Below are 20,935 nucleotides of genomic sequence, written 5' to 3'. Positions count from 1 at the left end.
TCAGATGGAGGTGATAATGGGGTTTGAGCTGTTTCGATTCTATTTGTTTTTGCTGCTACCTGAATGGATGGGAAGCCGGCAGCCGGATAGTCGTCATTTCTTTCGTCGTAAATTTACCTCTGCCTATCGTGCCCGGCTTCGCTGGGTACGCCGTTTGTGGATCGCTTCGGGTTTGTTGATGCTGATACTGCCTATACCGCCAGTTGTCATTACACTGGGACTGTTCACGACCTTTCTTTCCTTTTCTCTACTGGATGAAACCTGAGGGCCTGCATAAAGGTTCAGGCCGGAAACAAAGGTTTTATCACGGATACTGCTCTTGTCATCAATACGACATATTAAAGCAACCAATCTGTCATTTTAACGCTTTACCCTTCGGGTGGAATTTATGAGTGCCGAAAGCTAATAGCTTTCGGCAGATAAGATAACCCCTGGGGAAAAATATGTCCTTTTTGAAAAAAGCAGCTATAGCTACAGCTATTACAGCGGTAACGCTGACAATGACGGCTTGTCAGACACAAGACGTAAAGCAAGAAATGGCGACCGCACCTGAGTTGAATAACCAGGATCTGTACGAAGTTGATCATGAAGGTCGTCACTATGTGTTTGATGACTTTGCGACGTATCAAGAATTTCTTACAGTGGGTGAGACCTCTTATCGTAAAGTTTTAATCGGTGAAGGCCCTAAGAATGAGACTCTGGTATTTGGTCTGCGCGCCGAAGATAAGAAAAAATTGTCAGGTATCGCGGGTGTAGAGATGTATAGCGGCAATATGCCTGCTGACGAGACTTTTTATGGTGAGATGCGTGCAGAAGATGGTCGCCTGTATGTCTTTAGTACGTTGGAAGATATGGAAGCGGTACGTGCTACCGGTGAAGCGGCCTACCGTTTGACCCAGATAGGTACCGGGCCTCAGGGGCAGTCGGTTGTTTTTGTGCTGAACAGTGGTAATAAGAAAAAATATCCCGCAGCGCTGGTTGAGCGTTTTAAAGAAATTAACGCCCTGTAACATAAGCGTTAACTGTTTTTTTAAACATCTGACTCTATAGTGTGAAAGCCCGCGTTTAGCGGGTTTTTTTATGCCCGTTTTGCGCCTTCCTGAGGGCTTTTGACCGGTTACGTTCGAGGTTGGTTTGCTATAGTCATAAGCATTATAACAACGCAGCGATGTTGAAAATTAGTCTCTGTAGCCGTTAATGAACTGTGTTTATATCAACTTCGAACCGGCTTTATGATTTCGGTCACAAAAGTTGTCGAATACGTTTTATGCTGCACCTGCGTAATGTAGAATGACAGCAGTATTTATATCAGGCCGTGGCGGCCTGTTTCCAGGTCATCGGAGAAAGTCTCTTGAGTACACAATATCTCAAACGTTTTTTTAAGCCTAAATCGATTGCGGTGTTTGGAGCATCAGAAAAAGAGAACAGCATGGGAGGCATCGTCCTCCAGAACCTGCTGGATGGTGGGTTTGAAGGTAAATTAATGGCGGTCAATAAGCGGGGCTATGATCAGGTTTACGGTGTGACCTGCTATAAGTCGTTATCAAAGTTGCCGGAGATGCCTGATCTGGCAATTATCTGTTCACCGGCCGGGTCGGTAGCAGAGCTGATTCGTAAATTAGGCGCGAATATGGTGAAGGCAGCGATGATCCTCACCGGTGGTTTGTCCCGCGCCAGTGAGCCGCTGGGCCGGAGTATGCGTGATGAGATTATGGAGGCCGCTAAGCCTTACGGCATCCGTATATTAGGGCCTGATTGCATGGGTATGTTGGTGTCAGCCCATAAGATGAACGCCAGCTATTCACACCTGAATATTCGTAAAGGTAAGGTCAGCTACGTTGGCCAATCGGGTTTACTTGGCACGGCTATGATCGACTGGGCGAATGGCCAGGAGATTGGTTTCTCTCATTTTCTAACGCTGGGTGAAGGGGTGGATGTTGATCTTCCTTCTATCATCGATTACTACGCACAAGATCCTTACACTCAGTCAATTCTGATACAGCTGGATCACCTTGTCGGCTCTTCCCGAGACCTGCTTAGTTCATTACGGGCGGCATCGCGGAACAAGCTGGTGCTGGTGCTTAAATCCAATATGGTGTTTGAGGACGAAAAAGTAAATCAGCCAGCGCTGGGCATCAAAGATGAAGATCTCATCTATGATGCGGCACTGCGTCGTGCCGGTGTGGTTCGCGTTGATACGGTTGACCAGCTCTACAATGCGCTTGAGACTCTGACCCGTATGAAGCCGATGCGTGGTGAACGCCTAGCGCTGGTGTGTAATGGAATGGGGCCAAATGCACTGGCGACCGATCAGTTGCTGCGCAGTGGTGGTGAGTTATCTGAACTCTGTGAGGACACGGTCACAGCCCTGCGGGAAGTGTTGCCGGATCACTGGAACCTGAAAAATCCGATTGATATGCATTCCGATGCAACACCGGAACGCTTTGCTAAGGTAACTCAGCTGCTAACCAAAGATCCGAATGTCGATGCCGTGTTGGTGCTGCACGCGCCGACTCGTTTGGCGCCAGGTATTGATGTCGCTGAAGAGATCATCAAAGTGGCGCGCAATACACCTCGTAATATCCTTACCTGTTGGATGGGACGAAGCACTGCCATTGAGTCACGAAATCACTTTAATTCAGCAGGAATTACAACGTTTATTACGCCTGAGGAAGCGGTTGATGCATTTATGCATATGGTTGAGTTTCGCCGTAATCAGGCGGTAATGAAGCAAACACCGGCTCCTTTTGTAGATCAGAACGAACAGAATCATCTGCGGGCGAAAAAGCTGATTGCCGATGCGCTGGCAGAAGGGCGTGATTACCTGACGCACAATGAAGCCACTGACCTGTTGGACCAGTACGATATTCCCGTCTCCCACACGCATTATGCGGATGATGTGGAAGGTGTTGTCGATATTGCGACAAAGTTAGGTGGCGCGGTTGCCGTTAAAGTGATGCACCGGGACAATATTTATCCGTTTAACTATGACAATAAAGACAAGCCCCGTTGGAAAGACCTGGCCCTGGATCTGTTTTCCAGTGCTGACGTTAAGCAGGCGGTTACTCAGCTTACGTATAGGGTGAGGGAGCGCTTTCCAGAAGATGATGTGCAGGGTTTCTGTGTACAGCAAATGAAGCGGGGTTTTCAGTCACTACAGATCAATATGGGGATCACCCGAGATCCGGTATTCGGTCCCTTACTGGTGTTCGGTAAAGGGGGGTATTCAGTCGATGTTCTGGCTGACCGGCAGGTTATGTTACCGCCGCTGAACCTCAGTCTGGCGCGTCAGCTAATCAGTACTTCGCATATCTATTCGGTTCTGAGAGAGAATAGTGAGCAGTTAGAACGGGATTTGGAACAGCTGAGTAATCTGCTCATTAAGCTTTCACAGATGGTGGTTGAGTTACCTAACCTGAAAGGCCTGGAAATTAATCCAATGCTGATCAATCGTCGTGGTGTGTTAGCGGTGGATGTTGCTGTTTCTCTGGGAGAGCCTTCGGTACTGGCAATTTCGCCATACCCAGAGCATCTGAGCGAACATGTAACATTACGTAAGTCCGGCCGTAAAGCTGTATTGCGGGCGATACGGGGTGAGGATGAGCCCAATCATCTGGAGTTTTACAATCAGCTCAGCCCGGAATCGATCCGTCTGCGATATTTTTACAGCAGGGGGATTCCGACGCATCAGGAGTTAGCAAACTGGACTCAGATCGATTATGACCGGGAGATGGCATTTATAGTCACCTCTCCGCGTAAAGACGAGCCCGGTTGGGAAACTCTGGGTGTGGTTCGGGCAGTCACCGACGCCGATAATATTCGAGCTGAATTTTCGGTGGTTATTCGTGATGACCTTCAGGGAGAGGGTTTGGGTATCGTGTTGATGCAAAAAGCGATCGATTACTGCAAAGCGCGGGGTACCTTGCTGTTTATGGGGTCAACCCTGACGTCTAACAAAGGGATGCAGGGATTAGCGCTGAAACTTGGATTTAAAAACCACTACAACATGGATGAGGATGTAGTGGAAATGGAGATGATGCTGAATGAGCCGACCGAAGATTGGCAGCGGTACCGTTTACAGCATTAAAGATTAGTTGCAGGCTGGCTGCTAAGCGTCAGCCATTGAGCGCTAAAAAAACCACCTGGCCGGGTGGTTTTTTGTTGTAGCATCAGACTGTCGGGCAAAACATCTCATGTAGAGTGTGAATGATTCGCGTGGCAGTATCGCCTGAGAGAGAATAGTAGATGGTTTGTGACTCTCGTCTAGTATTGACCAGGCCATCTTTACGCAGAACGGCCAAATGTTGCGACAGGGCTGACTGGCTCAGGTCCAGACACTCATTTAGTTCGGTCACTGAAAGTTCTTTCCCGTCCAGATAACAGAGAATCAGAAGTCGACTCTCATTACCTAAGGCTTTCATCAGTTTGGCAGCCTTACTGGAGTTCTCTTTCATCATCGCCAGCGTTTCTGGCGTCATTTTCTGGGTAGCCGTATTCAATCTGTTTTTCCGCCTGTTCTTATTATCGTGCAGGGTGTTGGAGCTTCTTGATTTTTCCCTACAATACATAGGTTATTCTACTGTAGAGATGGCTAAATCTCAATTTACTAATGTAGTACTTTTAAATATTAGTATATTCTAATATAATGGGTAAATTGATCGTTTAGTTATAAGTAAAACAGGACCTGCAGATGCTCCAATCGACACTGATGAATCTTGCCATGAATCGCCCTAGATGGGTTTTTATCGGGGTGATACTGCTGGCAGCGCTGGCAGGATTTCAGATACCGTCAATTCAGGTAGATACTGACCCGGAAAACATGCTGCCCCATGATAATCCCGCCAGAGTTTTTCATGACGAAGTGAAGCAGCGGTTCGGATTGCACGACATGATCGTTGTCGGGGTGGTCAACAACTCCGATAAGGGCGTGTTTAATCGGGAGAGTCTGTCTGAACTGAAGCAACTGTCTGATGCCATTGTGCAGATGGACGGGGTTGTCGGTCAGGATATGATGTCGCTTGATCGTGTTGATAATATAGGTCAGGAAGCGCCAGGCACGATCCGTTTTGAGTGGATGATGAAGTCTGTACCTGAAGATCAGGCTGGCATTGATCAAATTCGCCAATCGGTAGAACGGTTGCCTCTGCTGAATAATACGCTGGTTTCGGGTGATGGAGAGGCTGCTGGCATCTATATCCCCATTAAGCAGAAATCTGAAAGCTATCGAATTGCCGGAGAGATCCAGTCTGAAATAGCTCAGTTGAGCGGTAATAATCAGTATTACATCTCAGGCTTACCGGTGGCTGAAGATACTTTTGGCGTTGAGATGTTTATTCAGATGGCGATCTCAGCACCTCTGGCCGGACTCATGATCTTTATTCTGATGTGGGTCTTTTTCCGTAGCTTCCTTCTGATCACCGCACCGATGCTGGTGGCGATGGGCTCAGTTATTATCACGATGGGCTTGCTGATTGGGCAAGGATACACCGTGCATATTATGAGCTCGATGATTCCTATTTTTCTAATGCCTATCGCGGTGGTTGATTCGGTGCACATACTGTCTGAATTTGCCGATAGATATCGTCCGGGAGATGATCCGAAAAAAGCACTGGCGGATGTTTTAAGTCACTTGTTTACACCGATGTTGTTCACATCAATCACCTCTGCCGTTGGTTTTGCTTCGCTGGCTTTTACGCCGATTCCCCCGGTACAAATTTTCGGTCTGCATGTGGCGTTCGGTATTATGCTGGCATTCCTGTTAACGATTACCCTGGTTCCTGCGTATATTGTCAGCCTTTCGCCTCAGCGTATGGCTCAGCTGCAAGATCATAATATCGAAGAAGATGACAGTTCTTTGCTGGGTCGTTTGCTCATCTCTACGGGCCGTTTCTCTATTGCCCGCGCTAAAACGCTGTTGGTTTTATTTATCTTAATTCTGGTTGGCAGTGGTTATGGTGTGGCGCAGATTCAGATAAATGATAATCCGGTGCGCTGGTTTAAACCGGACCATCCCTTGCGGGTTGCTGATCAGGTGATGAATCACCATTTTCCGGGAACCTATAATGCGTTTCTTGTGCTGGATAAAAAAGGGGATTTGGAAAGCGGATTAAATCAGCAACTTCTGGCTCGCGCATCAGAAGCAGGCGTGGATTTGCAAGCCAGGTTAACGGGTGCTGCTGCGGCTGATTTTACTGAATATACCAATGAGCTGGTTTATCTTTTTGATGAGTTAAGCTATGAAGATTCTGCTAATGAAAATCTCTGGCTATCGCTAATTGATATGACTGAGCAAGCTCAGATCAACAGTAAATATTTCCTGACGCCTGAGGCAGTAACCTATCTGGATAATCTTCAAAGCTATCTGGATCAGTCTGACTATATCGGTAAGAGTAATGGTTTGCCTACGCTGTTAAAAACCGTATACCGCGAATTGCAGGGTGGTGAAACAGAGTTTTACCGACTACCGCCATCCGCTGCAGCGGCGGCGCAGACAGTCCTGAGCTTCCAGGGTTCGCACCGACCTGATGATCTGTGGCATATGGTGACTCCGGACTATCGTTCTACTACTTTGTGGCTGCAGCTTAGTAGTGGTGATAATCAGGATATGAGTGAGGTGCTGGCCCTTGTTGAAGACTATGTAGAAGGGAATCCTTTGCCTCAGGGGGTTGAGCTCAATTGGGCGGGACTGACTTACATCAATGTGGTTTGGCAGGATGAGATGGTTAACGGCATGTTAAACAGTCTGATGGGGGCCTTTTTGATGGTGTTGCTGATGATGATGTTGCTATTCCGTTCAGTCAAAATCGGCCTGCTATCAATGTTACCGCTGACGGTCACTATATTGTTTATATACGGGCTGATCGGACTAGTGGGTAAAGACTATGATATGCCGATTGCGGTTTTATCAGCGTTAACACTGGGCTTATCGGTAGATTTTGCGATTCATTTTCTTGAACGTACCCGGGCGATATATCGGGAATGTGGAGATTGGCAGCAGACCGTAGCTGAAGTATATAAAGGGCCTTCCCGGGCAATCAGTCGTAATGCGGTGGTTATTGCTATCGGCTTTACGCCCTTACTGTTTGCTCCACTGGTACCCTATATTACCGTTGGTTTCTTTCTGGCAACGATTATGGCGGTATCCGCAGCAGTGACAGTCATGCTGTTGCCTGCGGTGATGCAACTGATTAGTAACAAAGATGCTCTGTTTGGCGTAAAGCCAGCTAGAAAGGAGACTCACCATGTTTAAGCAACTGGCTTCAATTTTTTCGATATCACTGACAATGCTGTTTACGACAGCGGTCTGGGCTGAAGATCTGACGGATGTAAATGTCATTATCAACCAGGCGACTCTGGCTGCCTACTATCAAGGCGATGATGGCCGTTCCGAAGCTCGGATGGTGATTGAGGATGCGCAGGGGAGAAAGCAGCAGCGCCAGTTTACTATTCTGCGGCGGGATCATGAAGATGGCGGCGATCAGCAGTTCCTCGTGGTATTTAGCCGACCAGCGGATGTTCGCAATACTGTTTTTCTGGTTGAGAAACATGCACAGGGTGACGATGATCGCTGGCTCTATCTGCCGGGACTTGATCTGGTGAAGCGGATCTCTGCCGGAGATAAACGTACCAGTTTTGTCGGTTCACACTATTTCTACGAGGATGTTTCAGGTCGTAATTCTGATGACGATAATCATCGGCTGATAGAAACGACAGAAAAGTATTACCTGGTAGAAAATACGCCTAAAGATGCTAATTCAGTCGAATTTAGCCGGTATCAGGTATGGATTGAGAAGGTCAGTATGTTGCCGGTGAAAATAGAGTATTACGACAGTAGTGACAAGCTCTATCGTCGGGTCGAAGTCCTGGGTACAAAAGAGGTGCAGGGAATTCCTACCGTGACAAAATCACGGGTGAGCGATCTTATCAGTGGTGCGAGCACGACCATGGAGTTTCGATTTATTCGCTATGATATGGGCATGGAAAGCTCTGTCTTTTCTGAACGTTCACTGCGCAATCCACCGCGTCAGTGGTTGAAGCGTCCAGAGTAACATTAAACGGGTCTGAGATAATGACAATAAAATACTGGCCTCTGATGGCCGCTATAGCGCTTTCAACGCCAGCGGTTCTCGCCCAAGAGGCTGTTAATGAGTCAGTCCGTGAAACGTCGAACGGTGACGACTGGGGTGATGAGAGCTGGAATGACGATAGCTGGACAGAAGAGCAGAGCGGTAGTAACTGGCATGGGTTTGTTGAAACGGCGCTGGGAATGAGGCTTCAGGAAGATTCTGCCGTTGACGAGCAATTTTCCGCTGTTGATGATGCGACCCTGGCCGATCTTCGTTTACGACTGGAAACAACCGGTTTTATTGGAGATAACCGCTATACCATTAAGGCAGACCTGTATGCCGATGGGGTTGTACAGGGAACCCGGGCAGACCTTCGCGAAGCGTCATATACTTTCGGGATCACAGAGCGCACCGATGTCAAAATTGGCCAGCAGGTACTCACCTGGGGTACCGGAGACCTATTGTTTCTGAATGATATGTTTCCTAAAGACTGGCAGTCTTATTTTTCCGGGCGAGATACCGAGTACCTTAAAGCGCCGGTGGCGGGTGCTAAAACAAGTTATTACGGCGACTCAGCCAGTTTAGAGTTGGTGTGGGTGCCAGTGTTTACCTCGGACAGGTTTATAAATGGCGAACGTTTCTCCTGGTTTTCGCCTCAGACAGGGGAGAACGTTGCAGCACCTTCCGGGCGTATTGTTGCTGAGGATCCGGCAAATAGTTTTGCCAACGGCGAATTTGCCACCCGCCTTGCCGGAAATGCCCGCGGTACCGAGTGGGCTCTGTATGGCTACCGAGGCTTTCAGAAGCAACCGAATGCCCTGAGTGCAACCGGACAGCCGGAATTTACCCGATTGGATGTGTTCGGCGCCAGTGTGCGGGGAAATCTTGGCACCGGCTTAGCAAATGCTGAAATTGCCTGGCATCTGGCAGAGGACAGCGCCGGTAACAATCCGTTGAAACCTAATGATCAGTTTCGTTTCTTGCTGGGATACGAGCGGGAGTTACTGCCCAGGCTAACCCTGGGTTTACAGTATTACCTGGAACAAACGCAGGACTATACAGCCCTGAAGAAAGCTTCAGCGTCGCCTTATAACCCGGCAAAGAATCGTTATCTGTATACCGTCAGGCTCAACTATCGAATGCTTCAGGACAACCTGATTGGCTCACTATTTACCTATTATTCACCCAGTGACGACGATTACTTTATTCGTCCAACGGTTACTTATCGCTACAGTGATAATCTGAATATAGTGGTTGGAGCCAATGTTTTTGGTGGGGAGAAATCGCATACTTTTTTCGGTCAGTTTGAAGATGCGAGTAATGTTTATGGCCGGATTCGATATGCGTTCTGATAGGGGTAGTGCAGCGCGCAAATAAATAAACCGGACGTTGCCCGGTTTATTTGTTTTTACTTGGCGTGAGCGTACTACTCGGGTACTGCAGTATCTCCTTCGCTTACCTCAGGGTTGAGCAATGTATCGATCAGCGCGGTTAGCTTTTCCTGAACCAGATCATAAGTGGTATCAATGTTAGAGGCGATATCACCTTCCAGAACTTGTAAGCCATCGAGAATGTCGCGGGCTTCACTAAAACCCTGATCTATACCGCCAGCAATCAACTCAACGAAGCTGCGTACCTGAGTTTCGTAATCCATCTCGGGGTGCTGGTCCTGATAACTGCTGAAAAAGTTAGCGCTTAATCCGACAATGCGTTCCGCTGTGGCTGCAGGGCTCATGTCCACCCCAGAGTCGTAAGCTTTTTGTATAGCAGAAGGTCCCATGTCCGCTTCAAGCACTTGATTGAGTTCACTGACTACGCTGCTGTATAGCAGAGCCAGAGAATCATTACCTGAAGATATACTGACATCCAGAGAGGCTTGGAGGATTGCCCTGTTCTGTACGTCTTTATCGAGTACAGCCTGGGATTGTTTTGTTGCCAGGTTCGCATCTGCCGCTGGTTGATTCTGTGTTGATTTGATTTCCATTCCCGGTCCTCCGTTTGAGTTTCAGGACCACAATAATGTTGTAGTTCACCTAAAGAGTAGATTGGTTATCGGCAGATAAACCGATTACATGTGTGAAACATATTCATGTTGCCGCGACAGTTCTACGTTTACGGGGTTGAGCTATGTGACAGGCCACTGAACGGTTTCGACCTTGTTGTTTGGCAAGATAGAGCGCTTCGTCGGCTTGTTTAATAACAGACTGGCTATCTTTGTGGTCATTCATTTTTTGGCACAGACCGATACTGATAGTGACCTGAGCGGTGCCATCATCTTTATTTTTTCGGCCTCGCTGCTTACGCCCCTGTTTTTCATCGCCAGGCCGGTTTTGATCGCGAATCTGCATAGGGTATTCAGCAACGCTGGTTCTTACTTTCTCTGCAATTTCAATCGCTTTGACTTCATCCATTCGTTTGAACACGATAGTGAACTCTTCGCCTCCGTAGCGATAAACAGTGGCTCCGCGGGCAGCCTGACGCATCTGACTGGCAACCATTCTTAATACCTGATCTCCTACATCATGACCGTACGTATCATTGAATTTTTTAAAATGATCGATATCTACCATCGCGAGGGTGTAATGACGGCCAGCGCTATTGAGTGTGTTTTCCAGCGCCCGTCGCCCAGGCAAGCCGGTAAGCTCATCGATAAACGCCATACTGTAGGAGTTAAATAGAACGGTAAAAAGTATCAGTATCAGTGACAGACTGCTGCTCAAGGCTGAAATATTGGACTCACTGAATAAGGCCAGCATAACGGCAACCGCAAGCGTTACTAATACCAGGCAAGCATCGGCCAGAGTGCCTCGAAACCAAAGAATGAGTAGGCTCAACAGGATAGATAAACTGAAGGCGAAGGTTGTCCATTGGCTAAGTAAATAAGGGTCGGCAAACATCTGAATTAATCCCATTGGCAAAGATGTAAGCCAATGAGCGAGTGCGTTGCTCTGAGCTGCAAGCCACAGTATGGCATACCCGCTGAGTACCACCGGGGTGTATCTGAGAATCCAGCGAAGGCTCAAGCCTCGTTCCGGTATGAAGGCAATAAATAGCTGAAGCACTGGAAAAAGAAGACTGACCAAACTGAATAATACGAAGTTTCCTGGCTGGTTCAGGCTGCTTTGCAACTGATCTTGTATCAGTAAGAATAATCCAGTTAGATTGAGTGTCGAGAGTAGCAGTCGACTCTGGTTAAAGCTGATGCAGAGCGTTAATGAGAGTAAGGCAAGTAATGGGGGAATATAGCCCAGTAGTTGCTGTTGTCCAAAAGTAAGGTTGTTAAGCTGACTGTGAATGAAGGGCGACAGTGACAGCAGAATGAAGCCAGGCAACATCAGCTTAAGAATTTTCTGCAGATTGTAAAGCAGCACCCGGTCTCTCCTTTGCCCAATGTGCTTATCCTACTCATGGAGAGGGTGCATGGGAAGCCGCTCAGTTACCGGATTGGGTAATCCTGGGGTATTAAAATGATAAATGCCGCGGAAGCGGCATTTATCATTAATAATAAGCGCTGACTCGGTGAGAATATCTTCTTGAAATCGAATGCTTAAGCTGCTTTTTTGAAGCCGATAAGTCCGGCGATGGTGAAGGCAGGGCACCATCCAGTAAATGCAGATTGAAGCAGACTGGCACCAAATGCCGCTGTTAGATAGAGAATCCACTGGGGGGCAGCAAAGAACATAAACGCTGCTACTGTCAGGAGAACACCAGTGCCTGCGATAATGCGAACACCCTGATGAATGCTCATGCCTGTGTCGCAGCTTTGCTCTGTTAACTTCAGCATACGAAAGGCGGTGATGGCCGGGCACCATTTAGTGAATCCAGACTGTAAAAGGTTAAGACCGACGAACCCGGTTAGGTAGTACCAGGCAGGGTGCATATAAGTACCTAAAGCTAGGCTTAACAGAATTACGCTTCCTGCCAGAAGACGAAGTGCGGCATTAAGAGACATGATCTTTACCTCAACGATGTTAGTTATGTGAATATCTGTCGAATATTATATATTAGTTATATTTAATATAAAGCGCTAAGTTAGAAAAGCTTAATATTATGTTCTTTGTGCCAGATCAAGAGATAAATTTGCAAAATTCCGGCTCTTGCTCATGCTTAGTAAATGTAGAGCGGAGGTGTTGCGGTGGATATCCGAAAAATTCTGGTCAATGTCGAGCAGGGGAGAGATTGCTCGTTGCTGTTGGAGAAAGCATTACGGCTGGCTGAAGGAAGCGGGGCCAAGGTTGAACTATTTCGATGCTGTTACAATAGCTCTTTACGAAACAGCTATCTGTTGGACAAAGAGTCTTTGATCAGAGCTGAACATGGTTATATGCATCAGGCTGAAGCTGAATTGGAACAGTTACTTGAACCTTTTGAAAGCCTGGGTATTGAGGTGGATCTGGATGTGTGTTGGCAGCGACATCATGCTGAACATATTATTCGCAAAGTACTGCGCTTCGAACCGGATATCGTTCTGCATCAGGTCGCACAGCACAGCCGGTTAGGGCACTATATCTTTGATCAGAGTGACTGGTTATTGATCAGGGAGTGTCCGGTACCTCTCTTGTTACTGAAGCAAAAAGCCTGGTCCGATGGCGGACATGTTGCTGCTGCGGTTGATCCCTTTCATGAATGTGATAGCCCGGCGGGAATGGATACAACTATTCTGGAATGGGCCCGGCGAATGGTACAAACTATTGAGGGCGATCTTAAAGTTGTCCATAGTTTCAATGTATTACCCCACTCTGCAATCTTTGATGAGCATCTGGTCACCGATTTTGACGGGATGCAGCGTAAAGTCAGAGAGGAGCATATAACGGCACTGGATCATCTGCTTCAACCTTTTGGCCTGAGCACAGAGAGCGCCGCGGTTTGTCTGAAAGAGAAAGAAGCGTATCAGGGCTTGTTGGAATATGTAGACGAAGCACACATTGATATATTGGTAGTAGGTGCTGTGGCCCGGGGATTATTAGATCGTATACTGGTGGGTAGTACTGTTGAGCGCATTCTGGATCAGCTGCATTCAGATTTGCTGGTGGTCAAACCCCCCGGGTTTGAGAGTTCGATAAAAGAATAAACAAAAAGGGCCTTAGTTATGGCCCTTTTTAGTGAGTTTTGAGTCAACGCGTAAAGCGACGGCTAGTCGAAGTGGGCCCAGATAGGGGCGTGGTCAGAAGGTTTTTCCATGCCGCGAATTTCGTAGTCGATATCCGCATCACTGCAACGATCAAACAGGGATTGCGTGGCCAGTACGGCGTCAATACGCAAACCGCGTTTAGGCTCTGCTTCAAACCCACGGCTGCGATAATCAAACCAACTGAAACGATCATCGCTATCTGGATTGATTTTACGGTAGGTGTCCTGCAATCCCCAGCTTAACAGGCGGGCTAGCCATTCTCTTTCTTCAGGCTGGAAGCTCGCCTTGCCTGTTTTCAGCCAACGTTTGCGATTGGGCTCGCCAATCCCGATATCGATATCTTCGGGTGATATATTCAGGTCGCCCATAACGACCAGAGGCTGGTCTGGATCGCATTGATCTTCAAGATAGGCCTGCAGGTCAAGATAGTATTTCCGCTTGGCCGGATATTTCGTTTCATGAGCAATGTTTTCCCCTTGAGGAAAATAGCCGTTGAGTACTTTTACCCGTGTGCCTTCAATTTCATATTCGCCGATGATCATCCGTTTCTGGGCGTCGTCATCATCACCGGGAAAACCTTTCTCTAAAGTAAGTGGAGGCTGTTTAGAAATCAGACAAACACCGTAATGCCCTTTCTGACCGTGATATTCAACGTGATAGCCAAGCTCTGTGATCATATCGATCGGAAACTCTGAATCCTGAACTTTAGTTTCCTGAATACCGATGACATCGGGTTGGTGCTTTTCGATTAACGCTTTTATCTGATGTGGCCGGGCGCGCAGACCGTTGGTATTAAATGAGATAAGTTTCATGGTGATCCAATGGGAGGTCTGATTGAGAATACAATAGAAGCTGCCTAACTTAACCTCCAGCGATTGAAAGTGCAATTGGATTTGACTGTAATTCTTGCTGTTCTTTGTGGGTTATAAAGCGAGCCGGCTTGTATCATTTGAGTAAGAACAAAGGACTCTGCTCAGGTTTCTTGTATTAACAAACTCTATTACGGTTTTTGCCTATCTTTATTGGCATCAGTAAGCGACAACAGGTAGATTAGGCTCGGTAGAATTGTACAAAGCAGAGTAGGGGGCAGTGCCTGCCTGCTTGTTAATAGTTAACAGTGTTAAGGGGATTCCTGTGGCAGAGTTTGATTTTGATCTGTTTGTAATTGGTGCCGGTTCTGGCGGTGTGCGTGCCGGGCGTATGGCTGCAGCTATGGGGGTTCGCGTAGGTATGGCTGAGGATCGCTACCTGGGCGGTACCTGTGTCAACGTTGGTTGTGTACCAAAAAAATTATTTGTTTATGGTTCCCATTTCAGTGAAGAGTTTGAAAATGCGGCTGGTTTTGGCTGGAATGTTGGTAAATCCAGTTTTGACTGGCCAACTCTGCGGGATAATAAAACCAAAGAGATTGAACGCCTGAATGGTATCTACCGAAATATGTTAGTGAACTCAGGGGTTAACCTGATAGATGGCCGAGCAAAAATTGCCGGACCTAACAGTGTCGAAGTTGCCGGGAAAGTGTACACCGCTGAGCGGATATTGATTGCTACGGGCGGCTGGCCTTATGTGCCCGAGTTCGAGGGCAGTGAGCATGTCATTAGTTCAAACGAAGTGTTTTATCTAGATGAGTTTCCAAAGCGCGCAATCGTAGTAGGTGGTGGTTATATCGCCGTTGAGTTTGCCGGGATCTTTGCGGGTCTGGGTGCAGAAACTTCACTGATCTACCGCGGCGACATGTTCCTGCGAGGTTTTGATCAGGAGGTCCGTGAGTTTACCGCTGAAGAGGTTGCCAAGAAAAATGTCAGCCTGCGCTTTAATAACAATATTGAAAAGATTGAAAAACTGTCCGATGGATCGCTATTGGCGCATCTGACTGATGGCTCTACTTTGGCAGCAGATACCATCATGTATGCCACAGGTCGTGTACCCAACGTGATGGATCTCGGTCTGGATAATATCAAGTTGGAGCAAGCAGATAACGGTGCGATTGTTGTAAATGATCAGTTTGAGACTGCGGAGCCTTCGGTTTATGCCATCGGCGATGTGATTGATCGAGTTCAATTAACGCCGGTCGCTCTTGCTGAAGGGATGGCTCTGGTACGTAACCTTTACGATGGCCAGAATCAGCAAGTTGATTATGACTTGATTGCAACGGCAGTGTTCTGTCAGCCGAATATTGGTACCGTGGGGTTATCGGAAGAAAAAAGTCGTGAACTCTATACGAACGTTGATGTCTATAAATCTACGTTCAGAGCAATGAAGCACACTATCAGCGGTAGTGACGAGAAAACCTTCATGAAGATGTTGGTTGATCGTGATAGCGATAAAGTACTTGGGGTGCACATGGTTGGCCCCGACGCCGGCGAAATCATTCAGGGCATAGCGGTTGCTCTGAAAGCTGGCGCCACAAAAGCGGTATTTGATTCGACGATCGGTATTCACCCGACTGCGGCTGAAGAGTTTGTAACAATGCGTGAACCTGTGAGTTAAGCGATCTTCATCGACTATTCCCCCGGCTGCTCTGCAGACCGGGGATTTTTTTGTCTGGACGTTCTGTTAACAAGGGGCTGATAAACAGATGGACAAAAAAAAGCGCCCTGAGGCGCTTTAGTAAATGATTTAAAGAGTTTCTTTAGTGGCTAATCTGCACGTTGTTTCTGCCTGCATCTTTTGCTTTATAAAGTGCGGCATCAGCTCGCTCGATCAGACTCTCGGGTGTTTCATCTGGAGCAAGGCGCGCGACACCGAAAGATGCGGTAATGGAGCTGATGACTTCGCCCGTTTTCTTCTGTTTGATACGAATTGCTGCAATTTTCTTACGTATCTTTTCGGCTAACTCTGCCGACTCTTCGTTACTCATGCCAGGCAGTAGCAGACAAAACTCTTCGCCTCCAAAGCGCACGGGGAGCAAGGGTTCAGAGCACTCGTCTTTGATTAACTTAGCGACATACTGAAGTACTTTATCGCCCATTTGGTGGCCATAGTTGTCGTTAAATTTCTTGAAAAAGTCGATATCAACCATAATCAGTGATACATCAGGCTCGGTATCAGCGGCTAGTTGATTGACCTCTGCATCAAAAACCCGACGGTTAAATAAACCGGTGAGAGGATCAACACTAGCGTCCTGGCGAGTTGTCTCCAACTCTTGCTTGAGGGCCTTGATCTCAGCCTGGGCATCATCAATTTTTTTCTGGAACTGGCGTGCACTTTCACTGATGGTTTCTGTATTGACTGTTAGCTTCTGAATGATGCTTTCCAGAGACTGGTCATCGCTGCTATGTCTGAGTGCACTCAGGCTATCCTGCAATACCTCATTGTAGGCTTCAGTATCCTGCATCGTTGACGAAGCACTGCTCTCAAGGTCGCCCATGACAGAAAATAGAGCGTTTTGAATCACCTCGGCGTTTTCAACTTCATCGTTAATCAGAAAGTCACGAAATAGCTTTTCACTGATTAAGTTAGGGCAGGTGCCATAAATTTCCAGGGTTTTATCCATCTGATTATTGAGTTCAGGCAGAACATTGGAAACATAAGCGTACCAGAGCGCGTAATTGAGCGGATTTGGTGGTACGCGGTTTTTTATCATCAATGGAATGGCTTGACGAAGGTACTCCGTCGCTTGCTGGGGATTGTCTGCGAACTTCATAAAACCTCTTCTGGCTATTTCGCGGAAATCAGTTAGTGCTACAAAACTCAAGCAAGAATAACATTTTTTAATGCCGACGGAAGGAGTCCTCTACCCAAAACGTGAATATTTTAGAACGATTGTTTGATTCTGATTCAAGATGGCCGTCAGCAACAAGACTAAGTATTTATTGATTTAATCGGCAGTCCATGTTCTTTGATAAGTTGTATGCAAACTGATCAACTTTGCAGTAAATTAGAAATCTATATAATTAAAACAATACCTTAGAACGGGTAAGCTATGTCGTTAATACATGGGCTTCACTTTAAAAATATTCGCGGAGACCTTTTAGGTGGGTTGACGGCAGCTGTAGTTGCGTTGCCGCTGGCGCTGGCTTTTGGAGTTTCTTCCGGTGCGGGGGCGATTGCTGGCCTCTACGGCGCTATTTTTGTAGGGCTGTTTGCGGCACTTTTTGGAGGGACCCCAAGTCAGGTATCGGGTCCTACAGGGCCGATGACTGTCGTTATGGCATCGGTCTTTACGCAATTCGTCGCTATTGATCCCCAAAGTGGCCCTCTGTATGCGTTTACGGTGGTTATCATGGGTGGTTTGTTGCAGATGTCATTCGGCCTGCTGAAACTAGGTAAATATGTCACCCTGGTACCGTTTCCTGTTATTTCAGGGTTCATGACCGGCATCGGTCTTATTATCATCCTTCTAGAGTTGGGACCTATGTTTGGTTTTCCTGGTGCCTCCAGTGCCGAAATGGCATTGCGTGAAGTCCCTCTGTACCTAAGGGAAGCTGACTCGGCGGCGCTGCTTTTAGGCTCAATGACGCTGGCTATTGTGATGTTTTGCCCTAGGAAAGTCAGTGCGATCATTCCGCCTACTTTGCTGGCGCTGGTCATAGGAACGCTGATCTATCAGTTGTTTCATGGTGAGCGAAATCTTGCGGTTATTGGTGATATTCCAACCGGCTTACCGGCGCTGGTAATGCCGGCTTTTTCTATGGAAATCCTGAGTGAGATGTTTCTTGCGGCATTGATGCTGGCGGTACTCGGATCTATTGATTCTCTGCTGACCTCCCTGGTTGCGGACAATATGACCAAATCACATCATGATTCCGACAGAGAACTGATCGGTCAGGGTATTGGTAATGTTTTTGCAGGGATGTTTGGAGGATTACCGGGAGCCGGGGCTACCATGCGAACGGTAGTTAATATTAAAGCGGGTGGCAGCACTCCATTAGCCGGTGCTTTTCACGCGGTTGTTCTCAGCGGTATTTTATTAGGGGCTGCTCCTTTAGCAGAAAACATTCCCCACGCTGTCTTGGCGGGTATTCTGCTTAAAGTGGGCCTGGATATTATCGATTGGCGATTTCTGCAGCGGCTTCATCGGGCACCACTTTTTGTATCGGGTCTGATGTTATTGGTACTTGTTCTGACGGTTATGGTTGATCTTGTAACCGCTGTTTTTGTTGGGGTGTTTATCGCGAATGTAGTGACTGTTAAACGGCTTTCAGATAACCAGTTAGACAGTATCCGAGTCATCGACAGTCATGCCGGTAATGATGAAGGGCTCACTGAGCGAGAACGCCAGTTACTGGCTGAAACTAAGGGAAGGGTTGTCTTGTATCAATTTGACGGGCCGATTAGTTATGCTGCAGCTAAAGGTTTGTCGACGAAGTTAGAAGGTCTGCGTCCGCATGATGCTTTGTTAATGGATTTTAGTCGAGTGCCTTTGATTGATGTGTCCACCGCGCTAGCGATTGAAGATATGATACTGGAGGCACAACAGGTCGGTCGGGATGTTCATCTGATCGGCCTTAATCCGATCGTTAATGACATTCTCAAGCGCTTACGGATTCTTGATCTGGTGCCTGTAAATAATTGCCATAAACAACGTAGTAAAGCTTTGGAAATGGCCCATTCAATGGTTTTCAGGGACGAACCTAACTGATTTTGAGCTCTATCAGGTGCTGGTAGGGGGTCAGGGCTTGCCTGAATTCAACTTCCAGAGAGGTGGCGAGCTTAGCTGTTATCAGGAGTTGAGCATTGAAACTACGTTCGCAGTGAGTCAGTTTGAATTGAGAGATGAGCTGCTCAACTTCGCCAGTAAGGTCATAAGGCGCAGTGAGCGCCACATCAAGCATGGGTACAACTAGTTGGGTAGGTAGTTCTTTAAGCGCTTCCTGTACCGCTTGTGAGTATGCCCGGGCAAGGCCGCCGGTTCCGAGTTTAATACCTCCGAAATAACGTGTCACGACCGCGCAGATATTACCAAGATTGTTATGTCGCAGCACATTCAGCATCGGCTGGCCAGCGGTTCCTTTTGGCTCACCGTCATCACTGGCGTTCCATTGATGCACATCATCGGCTGGACCGGCGATATAGCTCCAGCAGTTATGGTTTGCTTTTGGGTGACGCTGACGAATCTCGGAGATAAAACTGTCGGCTTCTGCCCGGTTGTTAACCGGTTGCACATAACAGATAAACCGACTTCGATTGATCTCAATCTCGCTATGGTGAGCGCTGGCTGGGCGTTTATAGCTCATTATAACTTAGCGGGTTGTGTGCCCTGCCAAAGGTGGATGCTTCTGAACCATTCATGCTGTTGGAATAACTGGTTAAGCCGGGACTCCAGATCGTCTAGGTCAATGCTCTTGTTAACAGGGTTATCCAATAGCATTAGTTCTATTTCGACTGAGTCGTTGCGGTAGAAAAGTACCAGGCGACTAATGCCCAGATCAGGTTGGCCAATCTCGTCCAGATGTTCCCATAGCAGGTGACTGATTTCGGTGCGCACCGGGAGGATGTGAGACCCGTTGAATTCGGCTTCATCATCGTATGTATCAATGTGGAAGATAATGTGGCCGATATCTTCAAACTCGCTCATCAGCATAATGACAGCTTTATCACCTATAAAGTGACCCTCGGAGGCGCTAAGGTGAGGGGCTACTTGCAAATGCATCTCTAGCAGGCTCTGGCTGCCCATGGTACGGCTTTTGAAACTATGGACGCTGAGGATTCCCTCAACTTTCATAATAACATCGGTATAGGCGGTTATTTTTGCTTCTGGAAGGGCGGTGTCGACCAATTCCTGGATGCTTTTCCAGGTCAGTTCCCAGCCTATCTTGGCAACAATGAAAGCCACGATGACGGCAGCCAGAGCATCGAGCCAGATTAGACCGCTCATTGCGCCAGCTACCCCGACAAATACGATGATGGATGAGAATGCATCGGTTCGGCTATGCCAGGCATTAGCGATAATAAGATCAGATTTAATACGCTTACCAACGGCCAATGTGTAACGGAAGATCACTTCCTTAGCGCCTACAGATATTGCGGCGATGACCAGTGCGGGCCACTCGGGAAGAGGTATGACTTCACTTTTAATGAGTGTAGAGATGCTCTCAAAGGCCATGGCACCGGCAACGGCCACTAATATACAGCCGAGAATAACAGTACCAATCGTTTCGAAGCGGGCGTGCCCCCATGGGTGCTCTTCATCGGGTTCCTGGTGAGAGTATTTTATAATGGCAACCACGAGAAAATCAGTTAACAGGTCTGACAGTGAATGAATACCATCAGCAACTAGCGCACTGGAGTGAGCAAGTATGCCAAAGATAATTTTTAGAACACCCAGAACAGCATCTATTGCTGCACCAATAAGTGTTATTCGTTGAGCCTGATACTGTTTATCTGGAGACTGTTGCATAGTAAAAATGGGTCCGATTTTAGGGCAGGGCATATGTTAAGTGGATCGGATTCAATTAACCAGTTTGTCGCGGTCTTTTTATTGTGTTTTATTTCAAGAAAAGTATTGACTTCTTTAAGTCACAGTAATGACGCTGAATTGAAACAAATATTGGATAAATAGTTGTCCTGTCACTTTTGATCCAGATCAATGGGTTATAACTCATTGAAAAATAACAGGAATAACTTCTGGTTAAAAAATAACCAGTTTATCTGGGAAGGCTGGTTTCCGGGTACTGCGGAGGTGAATATCGAGTGTACCCACAACGTTATCCACAGCTTGTGTGGGTAGATTGAGACAGCCCTTTAATTCTCTATAATCCGGCGGTTGAAATGGCTCACGGCTAACCCTAATATA

The 20,935-nt window shown here is 47.3% G+C and carries 17 protein-coding genes; 9 read left to right on the top strand and 8 right to left on the bottom strand.

From position 1 onward, the window contains the following. Positions 1-16 precede the first annotated feature (16 nt). The 3 genes from AMJAP_RS09815 (at position 17) to AMJAP_RS09805 (ending at position 4,087) form a co-directional block, all read left to right on the top strand. Positions 17-265 (top strand): hypothetical protein, encoded by a 249-nt coding sequence (locus tag AMJAP_RS09815; RefSeq protein WP_026340165.1) that lies wholly within the window; start codon positions 17-19, stop codon positions 263-265. 178 nt (positions 266-443) lie between these two features. Beyond that, positions 444-1,010, top strand: coding sequence for a hypothetical protein (locus AMJAP_RS09810; RefSeq protein WP_019622199.1), 567 nt, complete (start codon positions 444-446; stop codon positions 1,008-1,010). Between the two features lie 341 nt (positions 1,011-1,351). Beyond that, positions 1,352-4,087: a bifunctional acetate--CoA ligase family protein/GNAT family N-acetyltransferase gene (locus AMJAP_RS09805; RefSeq protein WP_026340166.1), complete on the top strand. Its 2,736-nt coding sequence runs from the start codon at positions 1,352-1,354 to the stop codon at positions 4,085-4,087. Positions 4,088-4,169: 82 nt separating this feature from the next. Here the strand turns inward: AMJAP_RS09805 and AMJAP_RS09800 are convergent, their stop codons facing one another. Continuing rightward, the gene (locus AMJAP_RS09800) at positions 4,170-4,478 is read right to left on the bottom strand and encodes an ArsR/SmtB family transcription factor (RefSeq protein WP_019622201.1); all 309 of its coding nucleotides are present in this window, start codon (positions 4,476-4,478) and stop codon (positions 4,170-4,172) included. A 212-nt stretch (positions 4,479-4,690) separates the two neighbouring features. Here AMJAP_RS09800 and AMJAP_RS09795 point away from each other — a divergent pair, with 212 nt between their 5' ends. Genes AMJAP_RS09795 through AMJAP_RS09785 form a run of 3 tightly spaced genes read left to right on the top strand, consistent with a single transcriptional unit; the run spans position 4,691 to position 9,418 of the window. After that, positions 4,691-7,249, top strand: a complete 2,559-nt coding sequence (locus tag AMJAP_RS09795; protein ID WP_019622202.1) for an efflux RND transporter permease subunit — start codon at positions 4,691-4,693, stop codon at positions 7,247-7,249. Beyond that, a complete protein-coding gene (locus AMJAP_RS09790; RefSeq protein ID WP_019622203.1) occupies positions 7,242-8,048 on the top strand; it encodes an outer membrane lipoprotein-sorting protein in 807 nt (268 codons plus the stop codon). Before AMJAP_RS09795 ends, AMJAP_RS09790 begins: the two co-directional genes overlap by 8 nt. A gap of 20 nt (positions 8,049-8,068) precedes the next feature. Next, a complete protein-coding gene (locus AMJAP_RS09785) occupies positions 8,069-9,418 on the top strand; it encodes a hypothetical protein (RefSeq protein ID WP_019622204.1) in 1,350 nt (449 codons plus the stop codon). 74 nt (positions 9,419-9,492) lie between these two features. On the opposite strand, the gene AMJAP_RS09780 is transcribed toward AMJAP_RS09785, so the two are convergent. The 3 genes from AMJAP_RS09780 to AMJAP_RS09770 form a co-directional block, all read right to left on the bottom strand. Continuing rightward, complete coding sequence (locus tag AMJAP_RS09780) at positions 9,493-10,050, bottom strand: DUF5610 domain-containing protein (RefSeq protein WP_019622205.1); 558 nt, start codon at positions 10,048-10,050, stop codon at positions 9,493-9,495. 103 nt (positions 10,051-10,153) lie between these two features. Further along, entirely contained in the window at positions 10,154-11,437 is a 1,284-nt protein-coding gene (locus AMJAP_RS09775; protein ID WP_019622206.1) for a GGDEF domain-containing protein, read from the bottom strand. A gap of 176 nt (positions 11,438-11,613) precedes the next feature. Continuing rightward, positions 11,614-12,018: a YgaP family membrane protein gene (locus AMJAP_RS09770; RefSeq protein ID WP_019622207.1), complete on the bottom strand. Its 405-nt coding sequence runs from the start codon at positions 12,016-12,018 to the stop codon at positions 11,614-11,616. Positions 12,019-12,201: 183 nt separating this feature from the next. On the opposite strand from AMJAP_RS09770, the gene AMJAP_RS09765 reads away from it, so the two are divergent. Further along, positions 12,202-13,137: a universal stress protein gene (locus AMJAP_RS09765; protein WP_019622208.1), complete on the top strand. Its 936-nt coding sequence runs from the start codon at positions 12,202-12,204 to the stop codon at positions 13,135-13,137. 62 nt (positions 13,138-13,199) lie between these two features. Here the strand turns inward: AMJAP_RS09765 and xthA are convergent, their stop codons facing one another. Next, a complete protein-coding gene (xthA, locus tag AMJAP_RS09760) occupies positions 13,200-14,009 on the bottom strand; it encodes an exodeoxyribonuclease III (RefSeq protein WP_019622209.1) in 810 nt (269 codons plus the stop codon). A 322-nt stretch (positions 14,010-14,331) separates the two neighbouring features. On the opposite strand from xthA, the gene gorA reads away from it, so the two are divergent. Further along, on the top strand, positions 14,332-15,687 hold the full coding sequence (gorA, locus tag AMJAP_RS09755; RefSeq protein ID WP_019622210.1) for a glutathione-disulfide reductase: 1,356 nt from the start codon (positions 14,332-14,334) through the stop codon (positions 15,685-15,687). A 142-nt stretch (positions 15,688-15,829) separates the two neighbouring features. On the opposite strand, the gene AMJAP_RS09750 is transcribed toward gorA, so the two are convergent. Continuing rightward, positions 15,830-16,843, bottom strand: a complete 1,014-nt coding sequence (locus AMJAP_RS09750; protein ID WP_019622211.1) for a GGDEF domain-containing protein — start codon at positions 16,841-16,843, stop codon at positions 15,830-15,832. Between the two features lie 279 nt (positions 16,844-17,122). On the opposite strand from AMJAP_RS09750, the gene AMJAP_RS09745 reads away from it, so the two are divergent. After that, positions 17,123-18,781 (top strand): SulP family inorganic anion transporter, encoded by a 1,659-nt coding sequence (locus tag AMJAP_RS09745; protein WP_019622212.1) that lies wholly within the window; start codon positions 17,123-17,125, stop codon positions 18,779-18,781. On the opposite strand, the gene AMJAP_RS09740 is transcribed toward AMJAP_RS09745, so the two are convergent. Together AMJAP_RS09740 and AMJAP_RS09735 are read right to left on the bottom strand one after the other, a co-directional pair. Then, a complete protein-coding gene (locus tag AMJAP_RS09740; RefSeq protein ID WP_019622213.1) occupies positions 18,774-19,376 on the bottom strand; it encodes a YigZ family protein in 603 nt (200 codons plus the stop codon). The two genes, AMJAP_RS09745 and AMJAP_RS09740, sit on opposite strands and share 8 nt — an antisense overlap. Then, positions 19,376-20,539 (bottom strand): cation diffusion facilitator family transporter, encoded by a 1,164-nt coding sequence (locus AMJAP_RS09735; RefSeq protein ID WP_019622214.1) that lies wholly within the window; start codon positions 20,537-20,539, stop codon positions 19,376-19,378. The genes AMJAP_RS09740 and AMJAP_RS09735 overlap by 1 nt, the downstream gene beginning before the upstream one ends. Between the last annotated feature and the right edge of the window lie 396 nt (positions 20,540-20,935).

The sequence above is a fragment of the Amphritea japonica ATCC BAA-1530 genome (genome assembly GCF_016592435.1).
Classification (GTDB): Bacteria; Pseudomonadota; Gammaproteobacteria; order Pseudomonadales; family Balneatricaceae; genus Amphritea; species Amphritea japonica.
This window is presented reverse-complemented; position numbering and strand designations above follow the sequence as displayed.